This window comes from Nocardioides sp. FY1077 (genome assembly GCF_058681775.1).
In genome coordinates this window covers 99931-120042 of sequence record NZ_JBZWDB010000003.1, presented here as the reverse complement: position 1 = coordinate 120042, position 20112 = coordinate 99931, and the positions used below count along the sequence as shown (strand labels likewise).

The following is a 20112-nucleotide window of genomic DNA, read 5'->3' as shown; positions in this document are numbered from 1 at the left end:
ATACGTCAAGAGGCAGGCGGCAGCCCGACTCAAATGACTCTATGACCGTCCACATGGCGAGCACCGCCAGTGGAGCCGTGGGCACGGTGGATTGCTCTCGTTGAGCGGGTGGTTCCTGATCCAATCAGGGGGCGCTGGCCGTGCTCAGCGCCGGTTCCACTTGTTTCGCAGCGTGACGAGGCCGTCGAGGTCGTCGGCGGAATCCAGAGTCGCGTCTAGGCACAGCCCGACCTGTTCGATACGCATCTGGCCGTTGGTGCCGAGCGGTACCTGCACCCACCAATCCACCCACTTCTTGACCGAATCTCTCAGTAGTTCGTGTGGCCCGCGGTGTGCCCACTCGTAGCCGAGAGACCGGCGGGTTGCTTCAATTCGTCGTGCAGCCCACAGCACTGTGAAGAGGTCCTCGATGCGAGCAGAGCGCTCTTCTGGGCTGTCGAACGTGATGCACTCTCCTGAGGCGAGCTGGTCGGCGTACTCGTAGACAAGTGCGCCGACACGGTGCCGAGCCGTCGCGACGGTGCCGTCGCTGACGAAATCGACCGCGCGCATGACTCGTTCGTAGGCCGCGCGGCGAGCCGCTAGCGCACTGAAAGCTGCGCCGACCGCGAGCGCGATCACAGAGATGAAGAAAGTCAAGACAGCGGAGCTCGGCATGCTGTGATCCTCTCGCACCATATGGAGATCCAGCGGGATTTGTTCTTGCCCTCCGTCCCCGGCCCCGGGCGTAGCCATGACCGTCCGATGCGACCTACGCCGCTCGGGTGGCACGGCCGCCCGAATTTCTGATGCCGCGTCATACCCCCGCCTATGAGCCAGCCAGCTCCGACAGCCGCCGTGCGATCTCGGCGTCGCGGTCGGCAGCCGCGTGCTGGTAGCGCGTCGCTGCCCTTGGTGTTGAGTGGCCGGGGCGACCCATAAGTTCCGCCAGCGTGGCACCGGTCTGCGCGGCCAGGACAGCGCCGGTGTGTCGGAGGTCGTCCCAACGGAGGTCTGGGCGGCCGGCGGCCTCGCGGGCCGGGTAGAAGACTTTGTAGAGCGTCGCCGGAGCCATGTGACGGTTGCTGTCGCCTGCGGCCGGGAAAAGCAGCGATTCTCGGCCGGGTGCGGTGTGTTCGGACAGGTGGTCTTTCACCAGCGGCAGCAGGGGTGGGATGGCGATGTCGCGGACGCCCGCGTCGGTCTTGGGTGGGCCGATGATGAACTCCCCGTCGACCCGGACGACGCCACGGCGTACCTTCACCCGCCCGGTGCGCAGGTCGATGTCGCCGCGGCGGAGCTCGGTCAGCTCGCCGAAGCGCATGGCGCACCACGCAGCCAGGAGCGCCATCAGCTTGTAGCGATCCGGCATCTCCTCGACGACCGTCCTGAGCTCGTCGAGGCTGGCTCGCTGGACGTGGCGGGCCGCGCTTCGCGCTGCCGGCACCGCGGATCTGAGCCGGGTTGTAGGGAACCAGGGATGGGGGCGCTCCGAGGCCGCGCTGGCGAAGACCGTGCGGAGGAGGCTGTGGGACTGGGCGCGGGCGGTCTCTCGTCCGGGCGCGAGAGTGTCGTACCAGCCGTTCACGTCCTCGGCCGAGATCCGGTCCATCCGCTCGTCGCCGAACGTCGGGTAGATGAACGTGTCGAGGAACATCCGGTACTGCCTAGTCGTGGGCCGCAGGGCGCGGCCCTGCGTCTTCCTCGTCTCGAGCCGCTCGTCGGCGTACGCGTGCAGGGTGGGGATCTCCCTCTGACGGGTTGCGCGCGCGGCCGCATCTTGTGCTCAGAGCTCCGGGTTGATCTCGGCGCGTCGCGAGGTCAGCCACGCGATACATCGTCCTTCGCCGCGAATGTCTCCGGTGCGCGATGCAGCCTGCGGTCGGGCCCGGTGTAGGCGGCTCGGTAGCGGCCCGATGTGAGCCGCTCGACGCGGCCGAACCCACGCCGCCCGCTCGCGCTCCTACTCGTCACGCCAGTTCCTACAGACTCGACTCTGCGGAACAAGGGGGTGCAAATCTGTCCCGACGTGTCTGCGCCTGTCGTCGGCGCATGCGGCCTTTGATCTGCGCAGATACAGCAATTCGGCGCAGCGGCGCGAGTTAGGCGAGGGTGTCTCTCAAAACTCCGAACCCACTATCGCCAACTAGTGGGAATGGCCGCTCCCGGATACCGGGTTCGGCGCGGGCAAGGCGCGGTCAAGGTCGTCGGGGCGTGCCAGTGACCTCGGCCCCGGCCCTCTCGAGGAGGACCGGGGCCGAGGCGGTGTCCGCGACTCACGCCGTCGGAGTGAAGGTTCACCCGTTGTCGTGGATCTCCGGACTGTGGCACTGGCCCCGCCAGAGCGGGCCCCCCGGCACCGCTCGGATCGGGGGTGATGTCGTGGCGAGCCGCGATCCCCTCCAGTGCCTCCATCGTGGGGTCCGGGTCTCCGGATGAGGTATGCGTCACCTCAAGGCTTCTGCAAGGTCGCTTCGCTCTGCGTTGGTGACTAATGCGCCTCAGTGCGAGAGTTTGAGGCCGACGACGCAGCCGACGATGCCGAGCAGCAGCACGATCCGCACGATCGAGACCGGCTCCGCGCCACTGGCCATCGCCCAGCCGGCGGTGGTGGCCGCGCCGATGCCGACCCAGACGGCGTACGCCGTGCCGACCGGCAGGTCGCGCAGGGCCCAGGCGAGGCCGGCCATGCTGCCGGCCATCGCGACCAGGAACACCACCACGGGCCCGGCGCGGGTGAAGCCGTCGCTGCGGTCGAGTGCGGTGGCCCACACCGCCTCGAGCAGACCGGAGACGACCAGGACGATCCAGGGCATGGGAGCTCTCCTCGAGCATCGTCTTGTCGCTGTCCGGGTACGACGCGCCTCGTCCGGGTGCCGGTGTGGCACGTCCAGGGTGCCACGGGGTGGTGCGGGGGTCTCGATACGCTCGCTGGCGCTCGCTACTCGACCAACGAATGAGCGAGATTCGTCGGCGCTCGCTGCTCGACCAGGGCGCTTGGCTGGGTCTCGATACGCTCGCTGGCGCTCGCTACTCGACCACCGAAGCAGTGAGTTCCTGCCCGACACACGAGCGGAATGCGGGCCGGCCCTGACCCGTTGAGGCAGGCATGACCACCATCGGGCTCATCGGAGCAGGGAACATCGGCAGCACCGTCGCGCGGCTCGCGGTGCGGGCCGGCCACGACGTCGTCCTCAGCAACAGCCGCGGGCCGGAGACGCTGGCCGACCTCGTCGCCGAGCTGGGCGAGCACGCCCGCGCGGGCACCGCACAGGAGGCCGCGGAGGCGGGCGAGGTGGTCGTGGTGACCATCCCGCTGAAGAGCTACCGCGACGTGCCGGTCGAGCCGCTGCGCGGCAAGGTCGTCATCGACACCAACAACTACTACCCCGAGCGCGACGGCCAGATCGCCGAGCTCGACGACGAGTCGACCACCACCTCCGAGCTGCTGCAGGCACACCTGCCGGAGTCGCAGGTCGTGAAGGCGTTCAACAACATCACCTCCGGGCACCTCCTCGGCCTTGCCCGCCCCGCCGGCGCCCCCGACCGCAGCGCGCTGGCCATCGCCGGCGACGACGCCGCGGCCAAGCAGAGCGTCACCGACCTGCTCGACTCGCTGGGCTACGACGTCCTCGACGCGGGTCCGCTCGCCGAGGGTTGGCGCTACCAGCGCGACACCGCGGCCTACGGCGCGCCGTACGCCGGGCCCGGCCCCGAGGGTTGGACCGCAGACGGCGGGCAGCAGGTCACCGCGGAGACCCTGGCGGGGGAGCTCGCCGCGGCGCAGCGCTACCGCGACCTGGCCTGACCCCTCCCGCACGCAGCACCACCCGAGCCCCGCGGCCCGGGACCCCGCGAAACCCGTGGGCGTCCCGGGCCGCGCGGTCGTTACGCTGGGCGCGGCCCGCCGAGCCGTGCGAGCCGCCGCCACGCCACCCCCAGGAGCCACCGTGCCCGACCTCAAGATCTCCCTCGTCCACGCCGGTGTGCGTGAGGTGCGGGAGGTCACTGCGGGCACGAAGGCCTGGCAGCTGTTCGCCGACGAGCCGACCGTCGTCGCCGCCCGGGTCGGCGGCACGCTGCGCGACCTGGCCCACGAGCTCGCCGACGGCGACGAGGTGGAGGGCGTGGCGGTCGACTCCGCCGACGGCCGCGACATCCTGCGCCACTCCACCGCCCACGTGATGGCCCAGGCCGTGCAGCAGCTGTTCCCCGACGCCAAGCTCGGCATCGGCCCGCCGGTGCAGGACGGCTTCTACTACGACTTCGACGTCGCGACCCCGTTCGTGCCCGAGGACCTCGCGAAGATCGAGACCGCGATGCGCAAGATCATCAAGGAGGGCCAGCGCTTCGACCGCCGGGTCACCTCCGACGCCGACGCGATCAGCGAGCTGGCCGACGAGCCGTACAAGATCGAGCTGATCGGCCTGAAGGGTTCGGGCAAGGGCGAGGACGCCGCCGAAGGGGCGAGTGTCGAGGTCGGCGCCGGCGAGCTGACCATCTACGACAACGTGCGCCGCAACGGCGACGTGGCGTGGAGCGACCTGTGCCGCGGGCCCCACCTGCCCACGACCAAGCGCATCCCGGCGTTCAAGCTGACGCGCAGCGCCGCGGCGTACTGGCGCGGCGACGAGAAGAACAAGCAGCTGCAGCGCATCTACGGCACCGCGTGGGAGTCGAAGGAGGCGCTGGAGGCCCACCTCGAGCGCATCGCGGAGGCCGAGAAGCGCGACCACCGCAAGCTCGGGCGCGAGCTCGACCTGTTCAGCTTCCCCGACGAGATCGGCTCCGGCCTGCCGGTCTTCCACCCCAAGGGCGGCGTGATCAAGCGCGAGATGGAGGACTACGTCCGCCAGCGCCACATCGAGGAGGGCTTCGACTACGTCGGCACCCCGCACATCTCGAAGGAGCAGACGTTCCACCTCTCGGGACACCTGCCCTACTACGCCGACGGCATGTTCCCGCCCATGGACCTCGAGGGGTCGAGGTACTACCTCAAGGCGATGAACTGCCCGATGCACAACCTGATCTACCGCTCGCGCGGGCGGTCCTACCGCGAGCTGCCGCTGCGGCTCTTCGAGTTCGGCCACGTCTACCGCTACGAGAAGTCCGGCGTCATCCACGGCCTGACCCGGGTGCGCGGCTTCGCCCAAGACGACTCGCACTCCTACGTCACCGAGGAGCAGGCGCCCGGCGAGATCACCCACCTGCTCGAGTTCGTGCTCGGGCTGCTGCGCGACTTCGGCCTCGACGACTTCTACCTCGAGCTGTCGACGCGCGACGACTCCAAGCCCGACAAGTTCGTCGGCTCCCAGGAGCAGTGGGACAACGCCACCGACATCCTGCGCACCGCCTGCGAGGCCTCGGGCCTCGACCTGGTGCCCGACCCGGGTGGCGCTGCGTTCTACGGCCCGAAGGTGTCGGTGCAGGCCAGGGACGCCATCGGCCGCACCTGGCAGATGTCGACGATCCAGTACGACTTCAACCAGCCGCAGGGCTTCGACCTGACCTACCAGGCCTCCGACGGCACCCGGAAGCAGCCGGTGATGATCCACTCGGCGAAGTTCGGGTCGATCGAGCGGTTCCTCGGCGTGCTCGTCGAGCACTACGCCGGGGCGTTCCCGCCCTGGCTCGCCCCGGTGCAGGTGCAGCTGATCCCGGTCGCCGACTTCGCCGGCGACTACCTGCACGACGTCGCGCGGCGGATGAAGCTGCAGGGCCTGCGCGTCGAGGTCGACGACTCCGACGACCGGTTCCAGAAGAAGATCCGCAACGCGCAGCTGCAGAAGGTGCCGTTCATGCTGATCGCCGGCAACGACGACATCGAGGCCGGCGCGGTCTCGTTCCGCTACCGCGACGGCCGCCAGGACAACGGGGTGCCGCTCGAGGAGGCCATCGCCCGCGTCAGCGCCGCCGTGGGGTCGCGCGAGCAGGTGTGACCCGGGTGCGGCGGTGGAGGAGCGGCCTGGCCGCCGCGCTGCTGTGCGGCGTGGCGGTCGCCGGCTGCTCGTCGGGCGGTGAGGACGAGGCGGGCGCCGGGGTGGTGCGGCGCCAGGCCGAGCAGCGCCTCGACGCCGGCGCCCCGCCGCTACCCGAGCCGCCCCGCTCCACGCGCCCGGACCGTCCGGACGACGCCGCGTCCACCCCGCCGGAGGTCAGCGACTCCGAGCTGGCCGACCTGGCCGATGCCGCCGAGGGCGCCGCGCGCGAGCAGGAGCGCGCCGTACCGCGGTTCACCGCGCCCGTGCTCGGCGGCGACATCAGCTGGCCGCAGTGCCCCCGCGGCCTCGGCATCCCCGAGAAGCGCACGCTGGGGCTGCCCCCGCCGCTGCCCGAGGCGCGCTACGTCGTCATCGGGCTCACCAACGGCCCCGGGTTCGTGGCCAACCCCTGCCTGGCCGACCAGGTGACGATGGCCCGCGAGCGCGGCCTGCTCACGTCGGCGTACGCCGTGTCGAGCTTCCCCGACGACGCCGAGCTTGCCGAGCACGGCGACGACGGGCCGTACGACGACGGCTCGCGCCTCGGTGCGCTGGCCAACACCGGCTACCAGCAGGCCCGCTACAACGTGGACGCGCTGCGGGCCGCGGGCCTGGAGACGCCGGTGGTGTGGATCGACGTGGAGCCGGTGCCCGACTTCGAGTGGAGCACCGACGCCACCGCCAACGCGGCGGTCGTGCAGGGCGTGGCGCGCGGCTACACCGACGCCGGCTACCGCATCGGCGTCTACTCCACCCCCGCGCTGTGGGACGCCGTGGTCGGCCCGCTCGAGCTCGGCGTGCCGGAGTGGCGCGCGGCCGGGCAGACCTCGCGCGACGAGGCGGAGTCGCGGTGCGGCGACGACTGGGTCATCCAGGGCGGCGAGGCCGTGATGGGCCAGTGGGTCGAGGCCGAGCGCGACCAGAACATCACCTGCGGCGACGTGCACACCGACCTCGGCCAGTGGTTCTCCCGCCCGTGACCCCGGGCCGCGCACCGCATGTAACGCGGTGTCCACGACTCGGGGCGGCGCTGCAGCACCGCACCAGGACGGTGGACACCGCGTTACATGCGGCGGTGGGTGGCAGCGGGGGCGGGCGATACGCTGCGGGTCGAGACGGACGACGAGGCGCGGCGGGTGCGCGCACAGGACGGGGTGGGGCATGGCGGTGACCGAGCGCGGTCGCCCCGACGGGCGCCAGGCCCGCTGGGACCGGCACAACCGGGAGCGCCGCCAGCAGATCCTCGACGCCGCGCTGGCCGTGATCGAGGCCGAGGAGCCGGGCGCCGAGGTGCACGTGCAGCAGTACGCCGAGCAGGCCGGGCTGAGCCGCAGCGTGCTCTACCGCCACTTCGCCGACCGCGCCGACCTCGACCGCGCCGTGCAGACCCAGATCGTCGACGCGCTGGCCGCCGAGCTGCTGCCCGCGGTCACCCTCGACGGCACCATCCCCGACATCGTGCGCCGCGTCGTGCGCACCTACGTCGACTGGGCCGTCACCCACCCCGCGCTCCACCACGTGGCCGCGCAGGACACCTCCTCCGACGGCACCGGCCCCCTGCAGCAGGGCATCGAGCGCATCGCCACCCAGGTCGCCGAGCTGATCACCACCGCCATGGAGGTGCTGGGCCTCGAGGTCACCGACGACGAGCGCGCCGCCGTCGACCCGCTGGTCTTCGGGCTGGTGGGCGCGGTGTTCGGCGCCGTGCGCCGGTGGATGTCGCGCCCGGGCCACACGCCGCCGGCCACGGTCCTGGTCGACATCACCACCGACTCGGTGTGGTTCATCCTGCGCGGCCACGCCCGCACCCTCGGCCTCACGCTGCAGCACGACCAGCCCGTCGAGGAGCTGCTCGCCGCCCAGGCCGCCGCCCGCGCGGCCGCCGCCGGGGCCGACGAGCCGGCGCGCGTCGTACGCCGTGCGGTGCCGGCCGGGCCGGCCGGGCCGGTCGAGGTAGTGCGGTGAGCGGCGTGCGGCTGCAGGACGGCGTGGGGGAGCCCGACGACCTCGAGCGGCTGTGGACGCCCCACCGGATGGCCTACATCCGTGGGGAGAACAAGCCGTCCGACACCACGTCGGGGCAGTGCCCGTTCTGCCGCATCCCGGCCCTGCCCGACGCCGACAGCCTGGTGGTGCACCGCGGCGAGCTGGCGTTCGTGCTGCTGAACCTCTACCCCTACGCGCCCGGCCACCTCATGGTCTGCCCCTACCGCCACCTCGCCGACTACACCGAGACCACCGACCAGGAGGCCGCCGAGATCGCCGACCTCACCCGCACCGCGATGCGGGTCGTGCGGGCCACCTCGCGCGCCGAGGGCTTCAACATCGGGATGAACCAGGGTGCGGTGGCCGGCGCCGGCATCGCCGCCCACCTCCACCAGCACGTCGTGCCGCGCTGGCCCGGCGACCAGAACTTCATGCCGATCATCGGGCGCACCAAGACCCTGCCCGAGCTGCTCGACGACACCCGCGACCTGCTGGCCGCCGCCTGGCCCGGGCCCACCGCGTCGTGAGCACCGCCTCGACCGCGGACGCCGGGCTCGCCGCCGCGCTCGTCCGCGACGCCGGCCGGCTGGCCCGCCGGATGCGCGCCGAGGGCCTGGCCACCGAGCACAAGACGTCGGTCTCCGACGTGGTCACCGCCGCCGACCGCGCCGCCGAGGCGCTGGTGCTCGACCGGCTGGTCGCCGAGCGGGCCGCCGACGGCGTGCTGGGCGAGGAGGGCACGGCCCGGGCCGGTACCAGCGGCCGCACCTGGGTGGTCGACCCCGTCGACGGCACCTACAACTTCGTGCGCGGCCTCACCGGGTGGTGCTCGGCGCTCGCGCTGGTCGACGGCGACGACCTGCTCCTCGGCGCCGTGCACCAGCCCCACACCGACCACACCTGGGTGGGCGGGCCAGGCCTGCCCACCACCGTCGACGGGGAGCCCCTGCCGCCGCTGGTCGACCGGCCGCTGGCCGAGTCGTGCGTGGCGACGTACCTGCACCCGCCGCTGCACCCCACGCCCGTGGGTCGGGCCTGGGCCCACGCCCTCGAGCCCGCCGCCACGCTGCGGATGCTGGGGTCGGGCTCGATGGACGCCGTGCTGGCCGCCGAGGGCCGCGTCGACGTCGTCGTGCAGCACACCGTGCCCGACTGGGACCGCCTGCCCGGGCAGGCCCTGCTGCTCGGCGTCGGCGGCGCCGCGCGCGAGGTGGAGGCCGCGGGGCGGCGCTGGTACGTCGCCGGCGTACCGACCGCGGTGGCCGAGGTGTGCGCGCGGCTGGTGGCCGACGCGGGCGCGCGGCCCGGCGACCGCTAACCTGCTCCCGCCATGATGGAACGTTTCCGCGCCTTCTGGACGAAGGTCATCGCCCCGGTCGCCCACCTGCTCATCCGCCTCGGCGTGAGCGCCGACGTGGTGACCCTCGTCGGCACGATCGGCCTCAGCGCCGGTGCGCTGGTCTTCTTCCCCCAGGGCATGCTGCTCACCGGCGTGCTGGTGGCCACGGCGTTCGTCTTCTCCGACCTGATCGACGGCTACATGGCCCGCACCCAGGGCACGAGCAGCAAGTTCGGTGCGTTCCTCGACTCCACCCTCGACCGCATCGGCGACGGCGCCATCTTCATCGGCCTCGCGCTGTACTTCGCCGGCCCCGGCGACAGCACCCTCTACCTCGTGCTGTGCCTGGTCTGCCTGCTGATGGGCGGGGTCACCTCGTACGCCCGCGCCAAGGCGGAGGGGCTGGGTTACACCGCGAAGGTCGGCATCGCCGAGCGGGCCGACCGCCTCGTCGCCATCCTGGTGATGACCGGGCTGAGCGCCATCTTCGACCTCCCGATCCTGCTCCACGTCGTGCTGTGGGCGCTCGCCGCGGCCAGCACCGTCACCGTGGTGCAGCGCATCTGGGTGGTGCGCCAGCAGGCCCTCGCCGAGGCGGCCGCGCCGGGCCCGCACGCCTGACCGGCGGCCCGTCGGTGAATGTGACCGGGAGGTAAACAACCGTAGGCTCGGGGCATGTCCGAGACCTCTGCGCAGCCCACGTCAGCGACCGGCACCACCCGCGTGAAGCGCGGGATGGCCGACATGCTCAAGGGCGGCGTCATCATGGACGTCGTCACCGCCGAGCAGGCCAAGATCGCCGAGGACGCCGGCGCCGTGGCCGTCATGGCGCTGGAGCGGGTGCCGGCCGACATCCGCGCCCAGGGCGGCGTCTCGAGGATGAGCGACCCCGACATGATCGACTCGATCATCGACACCGTCTCGATCCCGGTGATGGCCAAGGCCCGCATCGGCCACTTCGCCGAGGCGCAGGTCTTGCAGAGCCTCGGCGTCGACTACATCGACGAGTCGGAGGTGCTGACGCCCGCCGACTACGCCAACCACATCGACAAGTGGCAGTTCACCGTGCCGTTCGTGTGCGGCGCCACCAACCTCGGCGAGGCGCTGCGCCGCATCTCCGAGGGCGCGGCGATGATCCGCTCCAAGGGCGAGGCCGGCACCGGTGACGTCTCCAACGCGGTCATGCACATGCGCACCATCGGCGGTGAGATCCGTCGGCTCTCCTCGCTGTTGCCCGACGAGCTGTACGTCGCGGCGAAGGAGCTGCAGGCGCCGTACGACCTCGTCGTGGAGGTGGCCCGGCGCGGTGCGCTGCCGGTGGTGCTGTTCACCGCCGGCGGGATCGCCACCCCCGCCGACGCCGCGATGATGATGCAGCTCGGCGCGCAGGGCGTGTTCGTGGGCTCGGGCATCTTCAAGTCCGGCAACCCCGCGCAGCGCGCGGAGGCCATCGTCAAGGCCACCACCTTCCACGACGACCCCGACGTGGTCGCCAAGGTCTCCCGCGGCCTCGGCGAGGCCATGGTCGGCATCAACGTCGACGAGATCCCGCAGCCACACCGCCTGGCCGAGCGCGGCTGGTGACCCTCGTCCCCTCGGCTCGCTGCGCCGGGGTGCGCGTCAGCGGAGCTCGGGGCAGGTGAGCCGCGCGCGGTCGGCGGCGCCGAGCGCGTCGTAGTCGCCGACCAGGTCGAGCACCCGGCCGCGCTCGTCGAGGTAGGCGCGGAAGTCGTAGGGCCGGGCGGCCCAGTAGAGCTGCGGCTCGCCACCGTCGGCGACGGTGTAGGCGCCCGACGGCTCGCCCATCACCGCGACCACCGCCGCGCGGTCGCTGCCGAGCGCCACGTCGCACCAGCGGGCCACCCACCGGTCGGTGACCCCCTCGCCCGCCGCGGCGTCGCCGCGCGGGCCGGTGTCGGCGACCTGCCACGCGGCGTCGGCGTACGTCATCGTGACGGTCTGGTCGATGTCGGCCAGGTCGACCGCGAGCAGCACCCGCTCCGCGGTGGCGCTGGTGACCTCCACGGCGCCGGCCGCGGTGGCGAGGGCCTCGGTCGGCTCGCTCCACAGCACGTCCACGAACACCGGGCACGGGTCGCCCTGCGCCGCCCGCCCGAGCAGGATCGCCCGCTGCCGCAGCTCGATGGTGAACCCCGGCGCGTGGCGCGCGCAGGCCGCTTCCGGGTCGCGCGCCTCGAGCGCGGCCATCCAGGCGCGGTACGCCGTCGCCGCTGCTGCTCCGGGCTGGTCGTCGGTGGCGCCGGTGTTCCCGGCGTCGGGGGTGGCCGTCGGTGCTGTCGCGCCGGGCGAGGGCGTGCCGCCCGTCGAGGCCAGTGGCCGGGCGGGCTGCTCCTCGGCGCACGACACCGTCGGGCCGAGCAGTGCCAGGAGCGCGAGCGCGGCAGCGGTTCTCACCCGACGACCGGGGGACTGCGCCGAGCGCGGTGACGGGCGGGGCCGGTGAGGCAGGACGCGCGGGTCTCGTGGCCTCGGTCGCACGGCCGCAACTGTGCCACGCGCAGGACCACGCGCAGGACCACGCGGGTGACTACGCTCGGGACCACCCGGCGCCGGGGACGGGCCCGAGGCCTGCCCGCGGCGTCCGGCCGGCCACCTCCTAGCATCGCCCGGGTGAGCACCCCCGTCGTCGGCGTCCTGGCCCTGCAGGGCGACGTCGCCGACCACGTCGCGACCCTCGCCGCGCTCGGCGTCGAGGCCCGCACGGTGCGCCGTCCCGAGGAGCTGGCCGCCGTCGACGCGCTCGTCGTGCCGGGCGGGGAGTCGACCACGATGATCCGGCTGGTGCGGGCCTTCGACCTGCTGGAGCCGCTGCGCGCGCGCATCGCGGGCGGGCTGCCGGTGCTCGGCACCTGCGCCGGGATGATCCTGCTCGCCGACCGCGTCGAGGACGCCGCCCCCGGGCAGGAGACGCTCGGCGGGCTCGACGTCACGGTGCGCCGCAACGCCTTCGGCCGCCAGGTCGACTCGTTCGAGGGCGAGGTGGAGGTCAGCGGCCTCGACGCCCCGGTGCACGCAGTCTTCATCCGGGCGCCGTGGATCGAGGACGCCGGTGCCGCGGTGGAGGTGCTCGCCCGTGTCGGGCAGGGGCCGGCCGTGGGTAGGATCGTCGCGGTCCGCCAAGGACCGCTGATGGCGACGTCGTTCCACCCCGAGGTCGGGGGAGACGCCCGCGTCCACGGGTTGTTCCTGGACACGGTCGCCCAGCACGCACGCACGCTCGCGCTGACGCCGGGCGCGGAGTCGACGGAGGAAGAGGGATCGCATGTCGGGGCACTCCAAGTGGGCGACCACCAAGCACAAGAAGGCCGTCGTCGACGCCAAGCGCGGCAAGATGTTCGCCAAGCTGATCAAGAACATCGAGGTCGCGGCCCGCATGGGCGGCGGTGACGTCACCGGCAACCCGACGCTGTTCGACGCGATCCAGAAGGCCAAGAAGTCCTCGGTCCCGAACGACAACATCGACCGCGCGGTCAAGCGCGGCTCCGGCGCGGAGACCGGCGGCGCCGACTACCAGACGATCATGTACGAGGGCTACGGCCCCGCCGGTGTCGCGATGCTCATCGAGTGCCTCACCGACAACAAGAACCGCGCCGCCATGGAGGTGCGCACCGCGATGTCGCGCAACGGCGGCTCGCTGGCCGACCCCGGCTCGGTGTCGTTCCTGTTCAACCGCAAGGGCGTCGTGGTCGTGCCGGCCGAGCAGGAGGGCCGCACGGTCACCGAGGACGACGTGCTCGAGGCCACCCTCGAGGCCGGCGCCGACGCCGTGAACGACCTGGGCGAGGCCTTCGAGGTCGTCTCGGAGTCCACCGACCTGGTCGCGGTGCGCACCGCCCTGCAGGCCGCCGGCATCGACTACGACTCCGCCGACGCCTCCTTCGTGCCCGACATGCAGGTGGCCCTCGACAAGGACGCCGCGGCCAAGATGCTGCGCCTCGTCGACGTCCTCGAGGACCTCGACGACGTGCAGAACCTCTACGCCAACTTCGACGTCCCCGACACCGTGATGGCCGAGCTGGAAGACGCCTGACCCGCCGAGCCTGCGAGGCGGGGCAGGCGTCGCCGGTGGTCGAGCGAGGAGCGCGGCCGAGCCTGCGAGGCCGCGACCGACGTGTCGAGACCAGCCTGACCCGCCGAGCCCGACCCCGAGGACGCGCCCGCGTGTCGCGGCGCCGTACGTCGGCACCCGCGGTTAGCGTGGGACGAACACATGTTCGACGGAAGGCGACGGATGCGCGTGCTCGGGATCGACCCCGGACTGACCCGCTGCGGCATGGGCCTGGTCGAGGGCTCGGTGGGGCGGCCGCTGTCGCTGGTGGACGTCGGCGTGCTGCGCACGTCCTCCGACCTGCCGGTGGCCGAGCGGCTGGTGACCATCGAGAAGGGCGTGGACGCCTGGCTCGACGAGCACCGGCCCGACGCCGTGGCGGTGGAGCGGGTCTTCGCCCGCTCCGACGTCAGCACCGTGATGGGCACCGCCCAGGCCAGCGGCATCGCGATGGTCTGCGCCGCCCGGCGCGGGCTGCCGGTGGCGCTGCACACCCCCAGCGAGGTGAAGGCCGCGGTCTCCGGCAACGGCCGCGCCGACAAGGCGCAGGTGGGGGCGATGGTGGTGCGCATCCTGCGTCTGGAGGTGCTGCCGAAGCCCGCGGACGCCGCGGACGCCCTGGCCCTGGCCATCACCCACATCTGGCGCGGTGGCGCGCAGGCCCGCCTCGACGCGGCCGTCGCCTCCCAGCGCCGCGCCGCACCCACGACCACCACCGGGCCCACCACCCGGCCCGCGACCCGCACCCGACCCACCAGGAGCCTCACGTGATCGCGTTCGTGCGCGGCCAGGTGGCCGCGGTGTCCCTGTCCAGCGCGGTGCTGGAGGTGGGCGGGGTCGGCCTCGAGCTGCTGTGCACCCCGGGCACCCTCGCCTCGTTGCGGCTCGGCCAGCCCGCCACGCTGCCCACCAGCATGGTGGTGCGCGAGGACTCCCTCACCCTGTTCGGCTTCCTCGACGACGACGAGAAGACCTGCTTCGAGCTGGTGCAGACCGCCTCCGGCGTGGGGCCCAAGCTGGCCCAGGCGATGCTCGCGGTGCTCAGCCCTGACGACCTGCGCCGGGCCGTGGCCGGCGAGGACGTCAAGACGCTGACCCGGGTGCCGGGCATCGGGCAGAAGGGGGCCCAGCGCATCATCCTCGAGCTCAAGGACCGCATCGGTGCCCCCGGCCAGGGCACCACCGCGACGCCGGTGCCCGCTGTCGACGCGTGGCGCGACCAGGTCACCACGGGCCTGGTCGGGCTGGGCTGGTCGGCCAAGGACGCCGAGCGCGCCGCCGACGCCGTCGCCCCCGACCCCGGCACCACCCCCGACGTGCCGTCGCTGCTGCGCGCCGCGCTGCAGAGCCTGAGCAGGGCCTGACGTGCACGAGGACGAGCTCGAGGCCGCCGAGGAGGCCCACTTCCGCTCGCTGACCACCGCCGACGCCGACGCCGACGAGCGCGCCGTCGAGGCGGCGCTGCGCCCGCGCAGCCTCGACGAGGTGGTGGGGCAGGTGCGGGTGCGCGACCAGCTCGGCCTGGTGCTGGAGGCGGCCCGCCTGCGCGGCCGCGCCCCCGACCACGTCCTGCTCTCGGGCCCGCCCGGCCTCGGCAAGACGACGCTGGCGATGATCATCGCCCACGAGATGTCGACGCCGCTGCGCCTGACCAGCGGCCCCGCGATCACCCACGCCGGCGACCTCGCCGCGATCCTCTCGGGCCTCAACGAGGGCGAGGTGCTGTTCATCGACGAGATCCACCGGATGTCGCGCCCGGCCGAGGAGATGCTCTACATGGCCATGGAGGACTTCCGGGTCGACGTGATCATCGGCAAGGGCCCCGGCGCCACCGCCATCCCGCTGGAGATCCCGCCGTTCACCCTCGTCGGCGCCACCACCCGCGCCGGGCTGCTGCCCGGTCCGCTGCGCGACCGGTTCGGCTTCACCGCCCACCTGGAGTTCTACGAGCCCCACGAGCTCGACCTGATCGTCCACCGCTCCGCGGGCCTCCTGGGCGTCGAGCTCACCGACGAGGGGTCGGCGGAGATCGCCTCGCGCTCGCGCGGCACCCCGCGCATCGCCAACCGGCTGCTGCGCCGGGTGCGCGACTACGCGCAGGTGCGCGCCGACGGCGTCGTCACGCTGCCGGTCGCCCGCGCCGCCCTCGACCTGTACGAGGTCGACGAGCTCGGCCTCGACCGCCTCGACCGCGGCGTCATCGACGTCCTGTGCCGGCGCTTCGGCGGCGGCCCGGTCGGCGTGTCCACCCTCGCGGTGGCCGTGGGGGAGGAGCGCGAGACCGTCGAGGAGGTCGCCGAGCCGTTCCTGGTGCGCAACGGGTTCCTGGCCCGCACGCCGCGCGGGCGCGTGGCCACCCCGGCGGCGTGGCGCCACCTCGGGCTGGTGCCGCCCACGACGGCGGCGCCCGGGGTCGACGAGGCCCTCTTCACCGAGTGACCGCGGTGCCGCGCGCTGTCGTGGCACCCCCCGTGGCCCGCGTCGCAACACCCCCGTGACGGTGGTGCGCTCCGTGGCCTGGGCCACGGTTACACTTTGCCGTCGGTCGGCCCCCCGGGACATCGTCCTGGTCGTCGTGGGCCGCCCACCCCACTCCCTGCTCGAGAGGTTCCGTCGTGTCGACGCTCGTCAACCTGCTGCCGATCGTCCTGATCGCGCTGGTGTTCTGGCTGCTGATCATCCGGCCCCAGGCGCGGCGCGCGAAGGAGCTGCAGCGCATGCAGGGCTCGCTGGGGGTGGGTGACGAGGTCATGCTCACCTCGGGTGTCTTCGGCTCCGTGCGCGACATCACCGACGAGCACGTCGCGGTCGAGGTCGCCCCCGGCGTGGTGATCCGGGTCGTCCGGGGCGCCATCGGCTCCGTCGTCCCGGCCCACGACCCCACCACCGACACGACGGACCCCACCGACCCGCGCGAGCGGGACGGGCGCGGCGAGCCCGAGGAGATCTGACATGGCACGAGCGACCGGCCGCCCCGGACGCACCCTGGTGGTGTTCTTCCTCGGCGTGGCGATCCTCTACGGGCTCACCGCCCTCGCCGGCACCTGGAAGCCGGCCCTCGGGCTCGACCTGCAGGGCGGCACCCGCATCATCCTGATCGCCGACGGCGACCCGTCGGAGGAGAACCTCGACGAGGCCCGCCAGATCATCGACGACCGCGTCAACGGGCAGGGCGTCACCGAGGGCGAGGTCGTGGCCTCCGACGGCAACATCACCGTCGAGGTGCCCGGCGAGGACCAGAGCGAGCTCGTCGACACCGTGCAGCGCACCGCCCAGCTGCGCTTCCGCGTGGTCGCCTGCAGCCCGGTCTCCGGCTTCGCCTGCGGCACCGCCGCGCAAGGCCAGACCGGCATCCCTTCCGACGTGCCGTCGGTGGGGGCCCCCGGGGCGAACCAGGGCGGCACCCAGGGCGGGCAGACCGGCCAGGGCGGTGACCAGGGCGGCGCGAACCAGGGTGGCGCAGACCAGGGCGGCGCCGAGCAGGGCAGCAACCGTCCTGCCCCCGGCTTCGCCCAGCGCGCCGGCACCTCCGACACCACCAGCCCGTCGACGTCCCCGTCCGCCAGCGCCGACCCCAGCGCCGACCCCAGCAGCGACCCCAGCGCCAGCAGTGACCCCAGCGCCAGCGCCTCCCCGTCCGACGGCGCGTCGCCGGCCAACGCCGCGATGGACAGCTGTGTCGCGGCGGCCGCCGACGACCCCACGCTGGCCGAGCCGCTGACCTGGGCGACCAACCCCACGCCGGCCTGCGTCGAGGCGTTCAACGCCTACCAGTGCCCCGCGGAGGGCAACGGCCAGGCGATGACCGACGACCCGGCCACCCCGCTGATCACCTGCGACGACGCGGGTGTGCCGTACCTGCTCTCCCCGGCCATGATCGAGGGCACCGACCTCGAGGACGCCGCCGCGCAGATCCCGCAGGGCCAGGCCGGCTGGGCCGTGACGCTGTCGTTCAACGGCGCCGGCACCGACCGCTTCGCCGAGATCTCCCAGGAGCTGTTCACCAACGGCCGGCAGTTCGCGATCGTCCTCGACGGCGGCGTCATCTCCGCCCCCGGCGTGGACAGCCCGATCCTCAACGGCGAGGCCCAGATCTCCGGCAGCTTCGGCGAGGCCGAGGCCACCAGCCTGGCCACCAGCCTGAAGTACGGCTCGCTGCCCATCTCCTTCGGCGACACCTCGGTCGAGACCATCGGCCCCTCGCTGGCCGGCAGCCAGCTCAGTGCCGGCATCTACGCCGGCGCCGCCGGCCTGCTGCTGGTGATGCTCTACTGCCTGCTCTACTACCGCGGCCTCGGCCTGGTGGTGGTCGGCTCGCTGGCCGTCGCCGCCGCGATCACCTACGCGATGGTGCTGCTGCTCGGCGCCGGCGCGGGCTTCACCCTCACCCTGCCCGGCATCGCCGGCCTGATCATCGCTGTCGGTGTCACCGCCGACTCCTTCATCATCTTCTTCGAGCGCATCCGTGACGAGATGCGCGAGGGCAAGTCGATGCGGGTCGCGGTGGAGTCGGGCTGGAAGCGCGCCAAGGTCACCCGGCTCGCGGCCAACGTGGTCTCGCTGCTCTCGGCCGCGGTGCTCTACATCTTCGCGACCGGTGTGGTGAAGGGCTTCGGCTTCGCGCTCGGGCTCTCCACGCTGATCGACCTCGCGGTGCTGTTCTGGTTCACCAAGCCGATGGTGTCCTACCTCGCGCGCTACAAGTTCTTCAACGGCGGTGGCCGGCTCTCCGGCCTCAGCACCGAGACCCTCGGCATGGACCAGGTCCCGGCGACGGCAGGAGGGAAGGCCTGATGGGCAAGTTCTCACGGCTCGGCAACGACCTCTACGGCGGCCGTCGCTCGATCGACTTCGTCCACAAGCGCACCCCGTGGTACCTCGCGTCGCTGCTGCTGGTGGCCGCCGCGGTCGCGATCGTGCTGCTCAAGGGGCTCAACTTCGGCGTCGAGTTCACCGGCGGCAGCCAGCTGGACGTCGACGTCCCGGCGGCGTCGTCCACCCAGAGCGCCGCTGACGAGCTGCGCGAGGAGATCGCCGGCGCCGGCATCGAGGGCGCCGACAACCCGTCGGTCACCACCTCGAGCCGCGGCGCCCTGATCGTGCAGACCGAGGTGCTCGACGCCGAGGGCAGCGACGAGCTGCTGCAGGTGGTCGAGGACGTCACCGGCGCCTCCGGCGACGAGATCTCCCAGACCGAGATCGGGCCGAGCTGGGGCGAGACCGTCGCCAAGCGCGCCATCCTCGGCGTCGTCATCTTCCTGATCCTCGTCGTGCTGTTCATCTGGGCCTACTTCCGCGAGTGGAAGATGTCGGTGGCCGCGATCGTGGCGCTGGGCCACGACATCGCCATCACGATCGGCATCTACGCGCTCTCGGGCTTCCCTGTGACGCCGTCGGCGGTGACCGGCCTGCTCGCCATCCTGGGGTTCTCGCTCTACGACACCGTCGTGGTCTTCGACAAGGTGCGCGAGAACACCACCGACAAGGAGATGGCCCGCACCCGTGCGACGTACGCCCAGGCCGCCAACCTCGCGGTCAACCAGACGCTGGTGCGCTCCATCAACACCGCGATCGTCGCGCTCATCCCGATCGGCGCGATCCTCTACGTCAGCACCGTGCAGCTCGGCGCCAGCTCGCTGCAGGACCTCGCGCTGTCGCAGTTCGTCGGCATGGCCGTCGGTGTCTACTCCTCGATCTTCCTCGCGCCGCGCCTGCTGGTGCACATGAAGTCCAGCGAGACCGAGGTCAGGCTCGCCGAGAAGCGGGCCCGGGCGCGGGCCCGCGAGGCCGCCGACCCGTACGCCGCCGTGCCGAGCTTCGCCGAGGACATGCCGGTCGAGGACGAGCCCGTCGACAGCGAGGACCCCGACGCCGGCGACTCGCGTCCCGCGCCGGTGGTCGACCGCGACCGCCCGCGGCTCAGCGGCGCCACGCCGTACGTCGCCCCGCCGCGCGCCTCGGAGGCCGTCGGCCGCGGCCGGGTCGTGCCGCCCTCGCGCGGACCGGTGGGGGAGAGCCCGTCGTCCGGGCGCCAGCAGCCCACCCGGCAGACCCGCTCCAAGCGCGGCAAGAAGTGACCTCGCCGGGGGAGGACCCCCTGGCCCCCGCGCGCGACGCGCTCGCGCGGCTGGTGCTCGACGTGCCGGACTACCCGCAGCCCGGGGTGGTCTTCAAGGACATCACCCCGCTGCTGTCCGACCACGACGGCCTGAGCGCCGTGGTGGCGGCACTGGCCACGGCCGGTCGCGGCCCGCTCGGCGCCGGTGGGACGGCCGCCGACAAGGCCGTCGACAAAGTCGTCGGCATGGAGGCCCGCGGGTTCATCTTCGCCGCGCCCGTGGCGCTGGCGCTGGGCGCCGGGTTCGTCCCGGTGCGCAAGGCCGGCAAGCTGCCGCGCGAGACCCACGCGGTGTCCTACGCGCTGGAGTACGGCGAGGCGACGCTGGAGATCCACCGCGACGCGATCGCCCCGGGCGACCGGGTGCTGCTGGTCGACGACGTGCTCGCCACCGGCGGCACCGCTCGTGCGACCCAGCAGCTGGTCGAGGAGTGCGGCGGCACCGTGGTCGGCGTGGCGGTGCTGATGGACCTCGCGTTCCTGTCGTGGCGCGACGCACTCGGCGACCTCCCCGTCACGACGCTGATGACCGTCACGGGCGACTAGACTGACGCTGTGAGCGAGGAGCGCGCGGCCCCGACGTCCCCGGCTGTGCCGCGCCCCGCCGACGACACCGACGGTGTCCAGGGCGACCAGGGCG

21 protein-coding genes, 1 pseudogene and 1 riboswitch are annotated in these 20112 nt (G+C 72.8%); of the genes and pseudogenes, 17 read left to right on the top strand and 5 right to left on the bottom strand.

Annotated elements, in window-relative coordinates:
* Positions 1-144 precede the first annotated feature (144 nt).
* The 4 genes from AC4OR8_RS10125 to AC4OR8_RS10110 all read right to left on the bottom strand — a co-directional run bounded on the left by AC4OR8_RS10125 (position 145) and on the right by AC4OR8_RS10110 (position 2795).
* Entirely contained in the window at positions 145-657 is a 513-nt protein-coding gene (locus tag AC4OR8_RS10125; RefSeq protein WP_492165430.1) for a hypothetical protein, read from the bottom strand.
* 151 nt (positions 658-808) lie between these two features.
* Positions 809-1636: a tyrosine-type recombinase/integrase gene (locus AC4OR8_RS10120; protein ID WP_492165429.1), complete on the bottom strand. Its 828-nt coding sequence runs from the start codon at positions 1634-1636 to the stop codon at positions 809-811.
* Positions 1637-1800: 164 nt separating this feature from the next.
* Entirely contained in the window at positions 1801-1953 is a 153-nt protein-coding gene (locus AC4OR8_RS10115) for a hypothetical protein (RefSeq protein ID WP_492165428.1), read from the bottom strand.
* Positions 1954-2480: 527 nt separating this feature from the next.
* Positions 2481-2795, bottom strand: a complete 315-nt coding sequence (locus tag AC4OR8_RS10110) for a DMT family transporter (RefSeq protein ID WP_492165427.1) — start codon at positions 2793-2795, stop codon at positions 2481-2483.
* A gap of 12 nt (positions 2796-2807) precedes the next feature.
* Positions 2808-2872, bottom strand: a riboswitch (guanidine-III (ykkC-III) riboswitch).
* 216 nt (positions 2873-3088) lie between these two features.
* On the opposite strand from AC4OR8_RS10110, the gene AC4OR8_RS10105 reads away from it, so the two are divergent.
* The 8 genes from AC4OR8_RS10105 (at position 3089) to pdxS (ending at position 10869) form a co-directional block, all read left to right on the top strand.
* Positions 3089-3787, top strand: coding sequence for an NADPH-dependent F420 reductase (locus AC4OR8_RS10105; protein WP_492165426.1), 699 nt, complete (start codon positions 3089-3091; stop codon positions 3785-3787).
* Between the two features lie 142 nt (positions 3788-3929).
* Positions 3930-5918 carry a threonine--tRNA ligase gene (gene thrS / locus AC4OR8_RS10100; RefSeq protein WP_492165425.1) on the top strand — a complete coding sequence of 663 codons (1989 nt, stop codon included), beginning with the start codon at positions 3930-3932 and terminating at the stop codon, positions 5916-5918.
* A gap of 5 nt (positions 5919-5923) precedes the next feature.
* Positions 5924-6940 carry a glycoside hydrolase family 25 domain-containing protein gene (locus AC4OR8_RS10095; protein ID WP_492165424.1) on the top strand — a complete coding sequence of 339 codons (1017 nt, stop codon included), beginning with the start codon at positions 5924-5926 and terminating at the stop codon, positions 6938-6940.
* A 181-nt stretch (positions 6941-7121) separates the two neighbouring features.
* On the top strand, positions 7122-7925 hold the full coding sequence (locus AC4OR8_RS10090) for a TetR/AcrR family transcriptional regulator (RefSeq protein WP_492165423.1): 804 nt from the start codon (positions 7122-7124) through the stop codon (positions 7923-7925).
* Positions 7922-8473, top strand: coding sequence for an HIT family protein (locus AC4OR8_RS10085; RefSeq protein ID WP_492165422.1), 552 nt, complete (start codon positions 7922-7924; stop codon positions 8471-8473). Before AC4OR8_RS10090 ends, AC4OR8_RS10085 begins: the two co-directional genes overlap by 4 nt.
* On the top strand, positions 8470-9264 hold the full coding sequence (locus AC4OR8_RS10080; protein WP_492165421.1) for an inositol monophosphatase family protein: 795 nt from the start codon (positions 8470-8472) through the stop codon (positions 9262-9264). Before AC4OR8_RS10085 ends, AC4OR8_RS10080 begins: the two co-directional genes overlap by 4 nt.
* Positions 9265-9276: 12 nt before the next feature.
* Positions 9277-9906, top strand: a complete 630-nt coding sequence (pgsA, locus tag AC4OR8_RS10075; RefSeq protein WP_492165420.1) for a phosphatidylinositol phosphate synthase — start codon at positions 9277-9279, stop codon at positions 9904-9906.
* A gap of 54 nt (positions 9907-9960) precedes the next feature.
* Complete coding sequence (pdxS, locus tag AC4OR8_RS10070) at positions 9961-10869, top strand: pyridoxal 5'-phosphate synthase lyase subunit PdxS (RefSeq protein WP_492165419.1); 909 nt, start codon at positions 9961-9963, stop codon at positions 10867-10869.
* Positions 10870-10905: 36 nt separating this feature from the next.
* Here pdxS and AC4OR8_RS10065 read toward each other — a convergent pair whose 3' ends face one another.
* Positions 10906-11700, bottom strand: coding sequence for a hypothetical protein (locus AC4OR8_RS10065; protein WP_492165418.1), 795 nt, complete (start codon positions 11698-11700; stop codon positions 10906-10908).
* 216 nt (positions 11701-11916) lie between these two features.
* Between AC4OR8_RS10065 and pdxT the strand changes: the two are divergent.
* The 9 genes and pseudogenes from pdxT to AC4OR8_RS10020 all read left to right on the top strand — a co-directional run.
* Positions 11917-12510, top strand: a pseudogene (gene pdxT / locus AC4OR8_RS10060) (pyridoxal 5'-phosphate synthase glutaminase subunit PdxT); the annotation flags it as partial.
* 58 nt (positions 12511-12568) lie between these two features.
* Positions 12569-13336, top strand: coding sequence for a YebC/PmpR family DNA-binding transcriptional regulator (locus AC4OR8_RS10055; RefSeq protein ID WP_492165417.1), 768 nt, complete (start codon positions 12569-12571; stop codon positions 13334-13336).
* A gap of 201 nt (positions 13337-13537) precedes the next feature.
* Positions 13538-14125 carry a crossover junction endodeoxyribonuclease RuvC gene (ruvC, locus tag AC4OR8_RS10050; RefSeq protein WP_492165416.1) on the top strand — a complete coding sequence of 196 codons (588 nt, stop codon included), beginning with the start codon at positions 13538-13540 and terminating at the stop codon, positions 14123-14125.
* Entirely contained in the window at positions 14122-14718 is a 597-nt protein-coding gene (gene ruvA / locus AC4OR8_RS10045; RefSeq protein ID WP_492165415.1) for a Holliday junction branch migration protein RuvA, read from the top strand. The genes ruvC and ruvA overlap by 4 nt, the downstream gene beginning before the upstream one ends.
* A gap of 1 nt (position 14719) precedes the next feature.
* Positions 14720-15793 carry a Holliday junction branch migration DNA helicase RuvB gene (ruvB, locus tag AC4OR8_RS10040; protein WP_492165414.1) on the top strand — a complete coding sequence of 358 codons (1074 nt, stop codon included), beginning with the start codon at positions 14720-14722 and terminating at the stop codon, positions 15791-15793.
* 176 nt (positions 15794-15969) lie between these two features.
* Positions 15970-16305 (top strand): preprotein translocase subunit YajC, encoded by a 336-nt coding sequence (gene yajC, locus AC4OR8_RS10035; RefSeq protein WP_492165413.1) that lies wholly within the window; start codon positions 15970-15972, stop codon positions 16303-16305.
* 1 nt (position 16306) lies between these two features.
* Complete coding sequence (secD, locus tag AC4OR8_RS10030) at positions 16307-18148, top strand: protein translocase subunit SecD (RefSeq protein WP_492165412.1); 1842 nt, start codon at positions 16307-16309, stop codon at positions 18146-18148.
* A complete protein-coding gene (secF, locus tag AC4OR8_RS10025) occupies positions 18148-19431 on the top strand; it encodes a protein translocase subunit SecF (RefSeq protein ID WP_492165411.1) in 1284 nt (427 codons plus the stop codon). Before secD ends, secF begins: the two co-directional genes overlap by 1 nt.
* A gap of 20 nt (positions 19432-19451) precedes the next feature.
* Complete coding sequence (locus AC4OR8_RS10020) at positions 19452-20018, top strand: adenine phosphoribosyltransferase (protein ID WP_492166407.1); 567 nt, start codon at positions 19452-19454, stop codon at positions 20016-20018.
* The last annotated feature ends 94 nt before the right edge of the window (positions 20019-20112 follow it).

What these genes read in the sequence shown, in the direction of transcription:
- AC4OR8_RS10125 (WP_492165430.1), bottom strand. Translation starts at nt 657, where the DNA reads ATGCCGAGCTCCGCTGTCTTGACTTTCTTCATCTCTGTGATCGCGCTC.
- AC4OR8_RS10120 (WP_492165429.1), bottom strand. Translation starts at nt 1,636, where the DNA reads ATGTTCCTCGACACGTTCATCTACCCGACGTTCGGCGACGAGCGGATG.
- AC4OR8_RS10110 (WP_492165427.1), bottom strand. Translation starts at nt 2,795, where the DNA reads ATGCCCTGGATCGTCCTGGTCGTCTCCGGTCTGCTCGAGGCGGTGTGG.
- AC4OR8_RS10105 (WP_492165426.1), top strand. Translation starts at nt 3,089, where the DNA reads ATGACCACCATCGGGCTCATCGGAGCAGGGAACATCGGCAGCACCGTC.
- AC4OR8_RS10090 (WP_492165423.1), top strand. Translation starts at nt 7,122, where the DNA reads ATGGCGGTGACCGAGCGCGGTCGCCCCGACGGGCGCCAGGCCCGCTGG.
- pgsA (WP_492165420.1), top strand. Translation starts at nt 9,277, where the DNA reads ATGATGGAACGTTTCCGCGCCTTCTGGACGAAGGTCATCGCCCCGGTC.
- pdxS (WP_492165419.1), top strand. Translation starts at nt 9,961, where the DNA reads ATGTCCGAGACCTCTGCGCAGCCCACGTCAGCGACCGGCACCACCCGC.
- AC4OR8_RS10055 (WP_492165417.1), top strand. Translation starts at nt 12,569, where the DNA reads ATGTCGGGGCACTCCAAGTGGGCGACCACCAAGCACAAGAAGGCCGTC.
- ruvC (WP_492165416.1), top strand. Translation starts at nt 13,538, where the DNA reads ATGCGCGTGCTCGGGATCGACCCCGGACTGACCCGCTGCGGCATGGGC.
- secD (WP_492165412.1), top strand. Translation starts at nt 16,307, where the DNA reads ATGGCACGAGCGACCGGCCGCCCCGGACGCACCCTGGTGGTGTTCTTC.
- secF (WP_492165411.1), top strand. Translation starts at nt 18,148, where the DNA reads ATGGGCAAGTTCTCACGGCTCGGCAACGACCTCTACGGCGGCCGTCGC.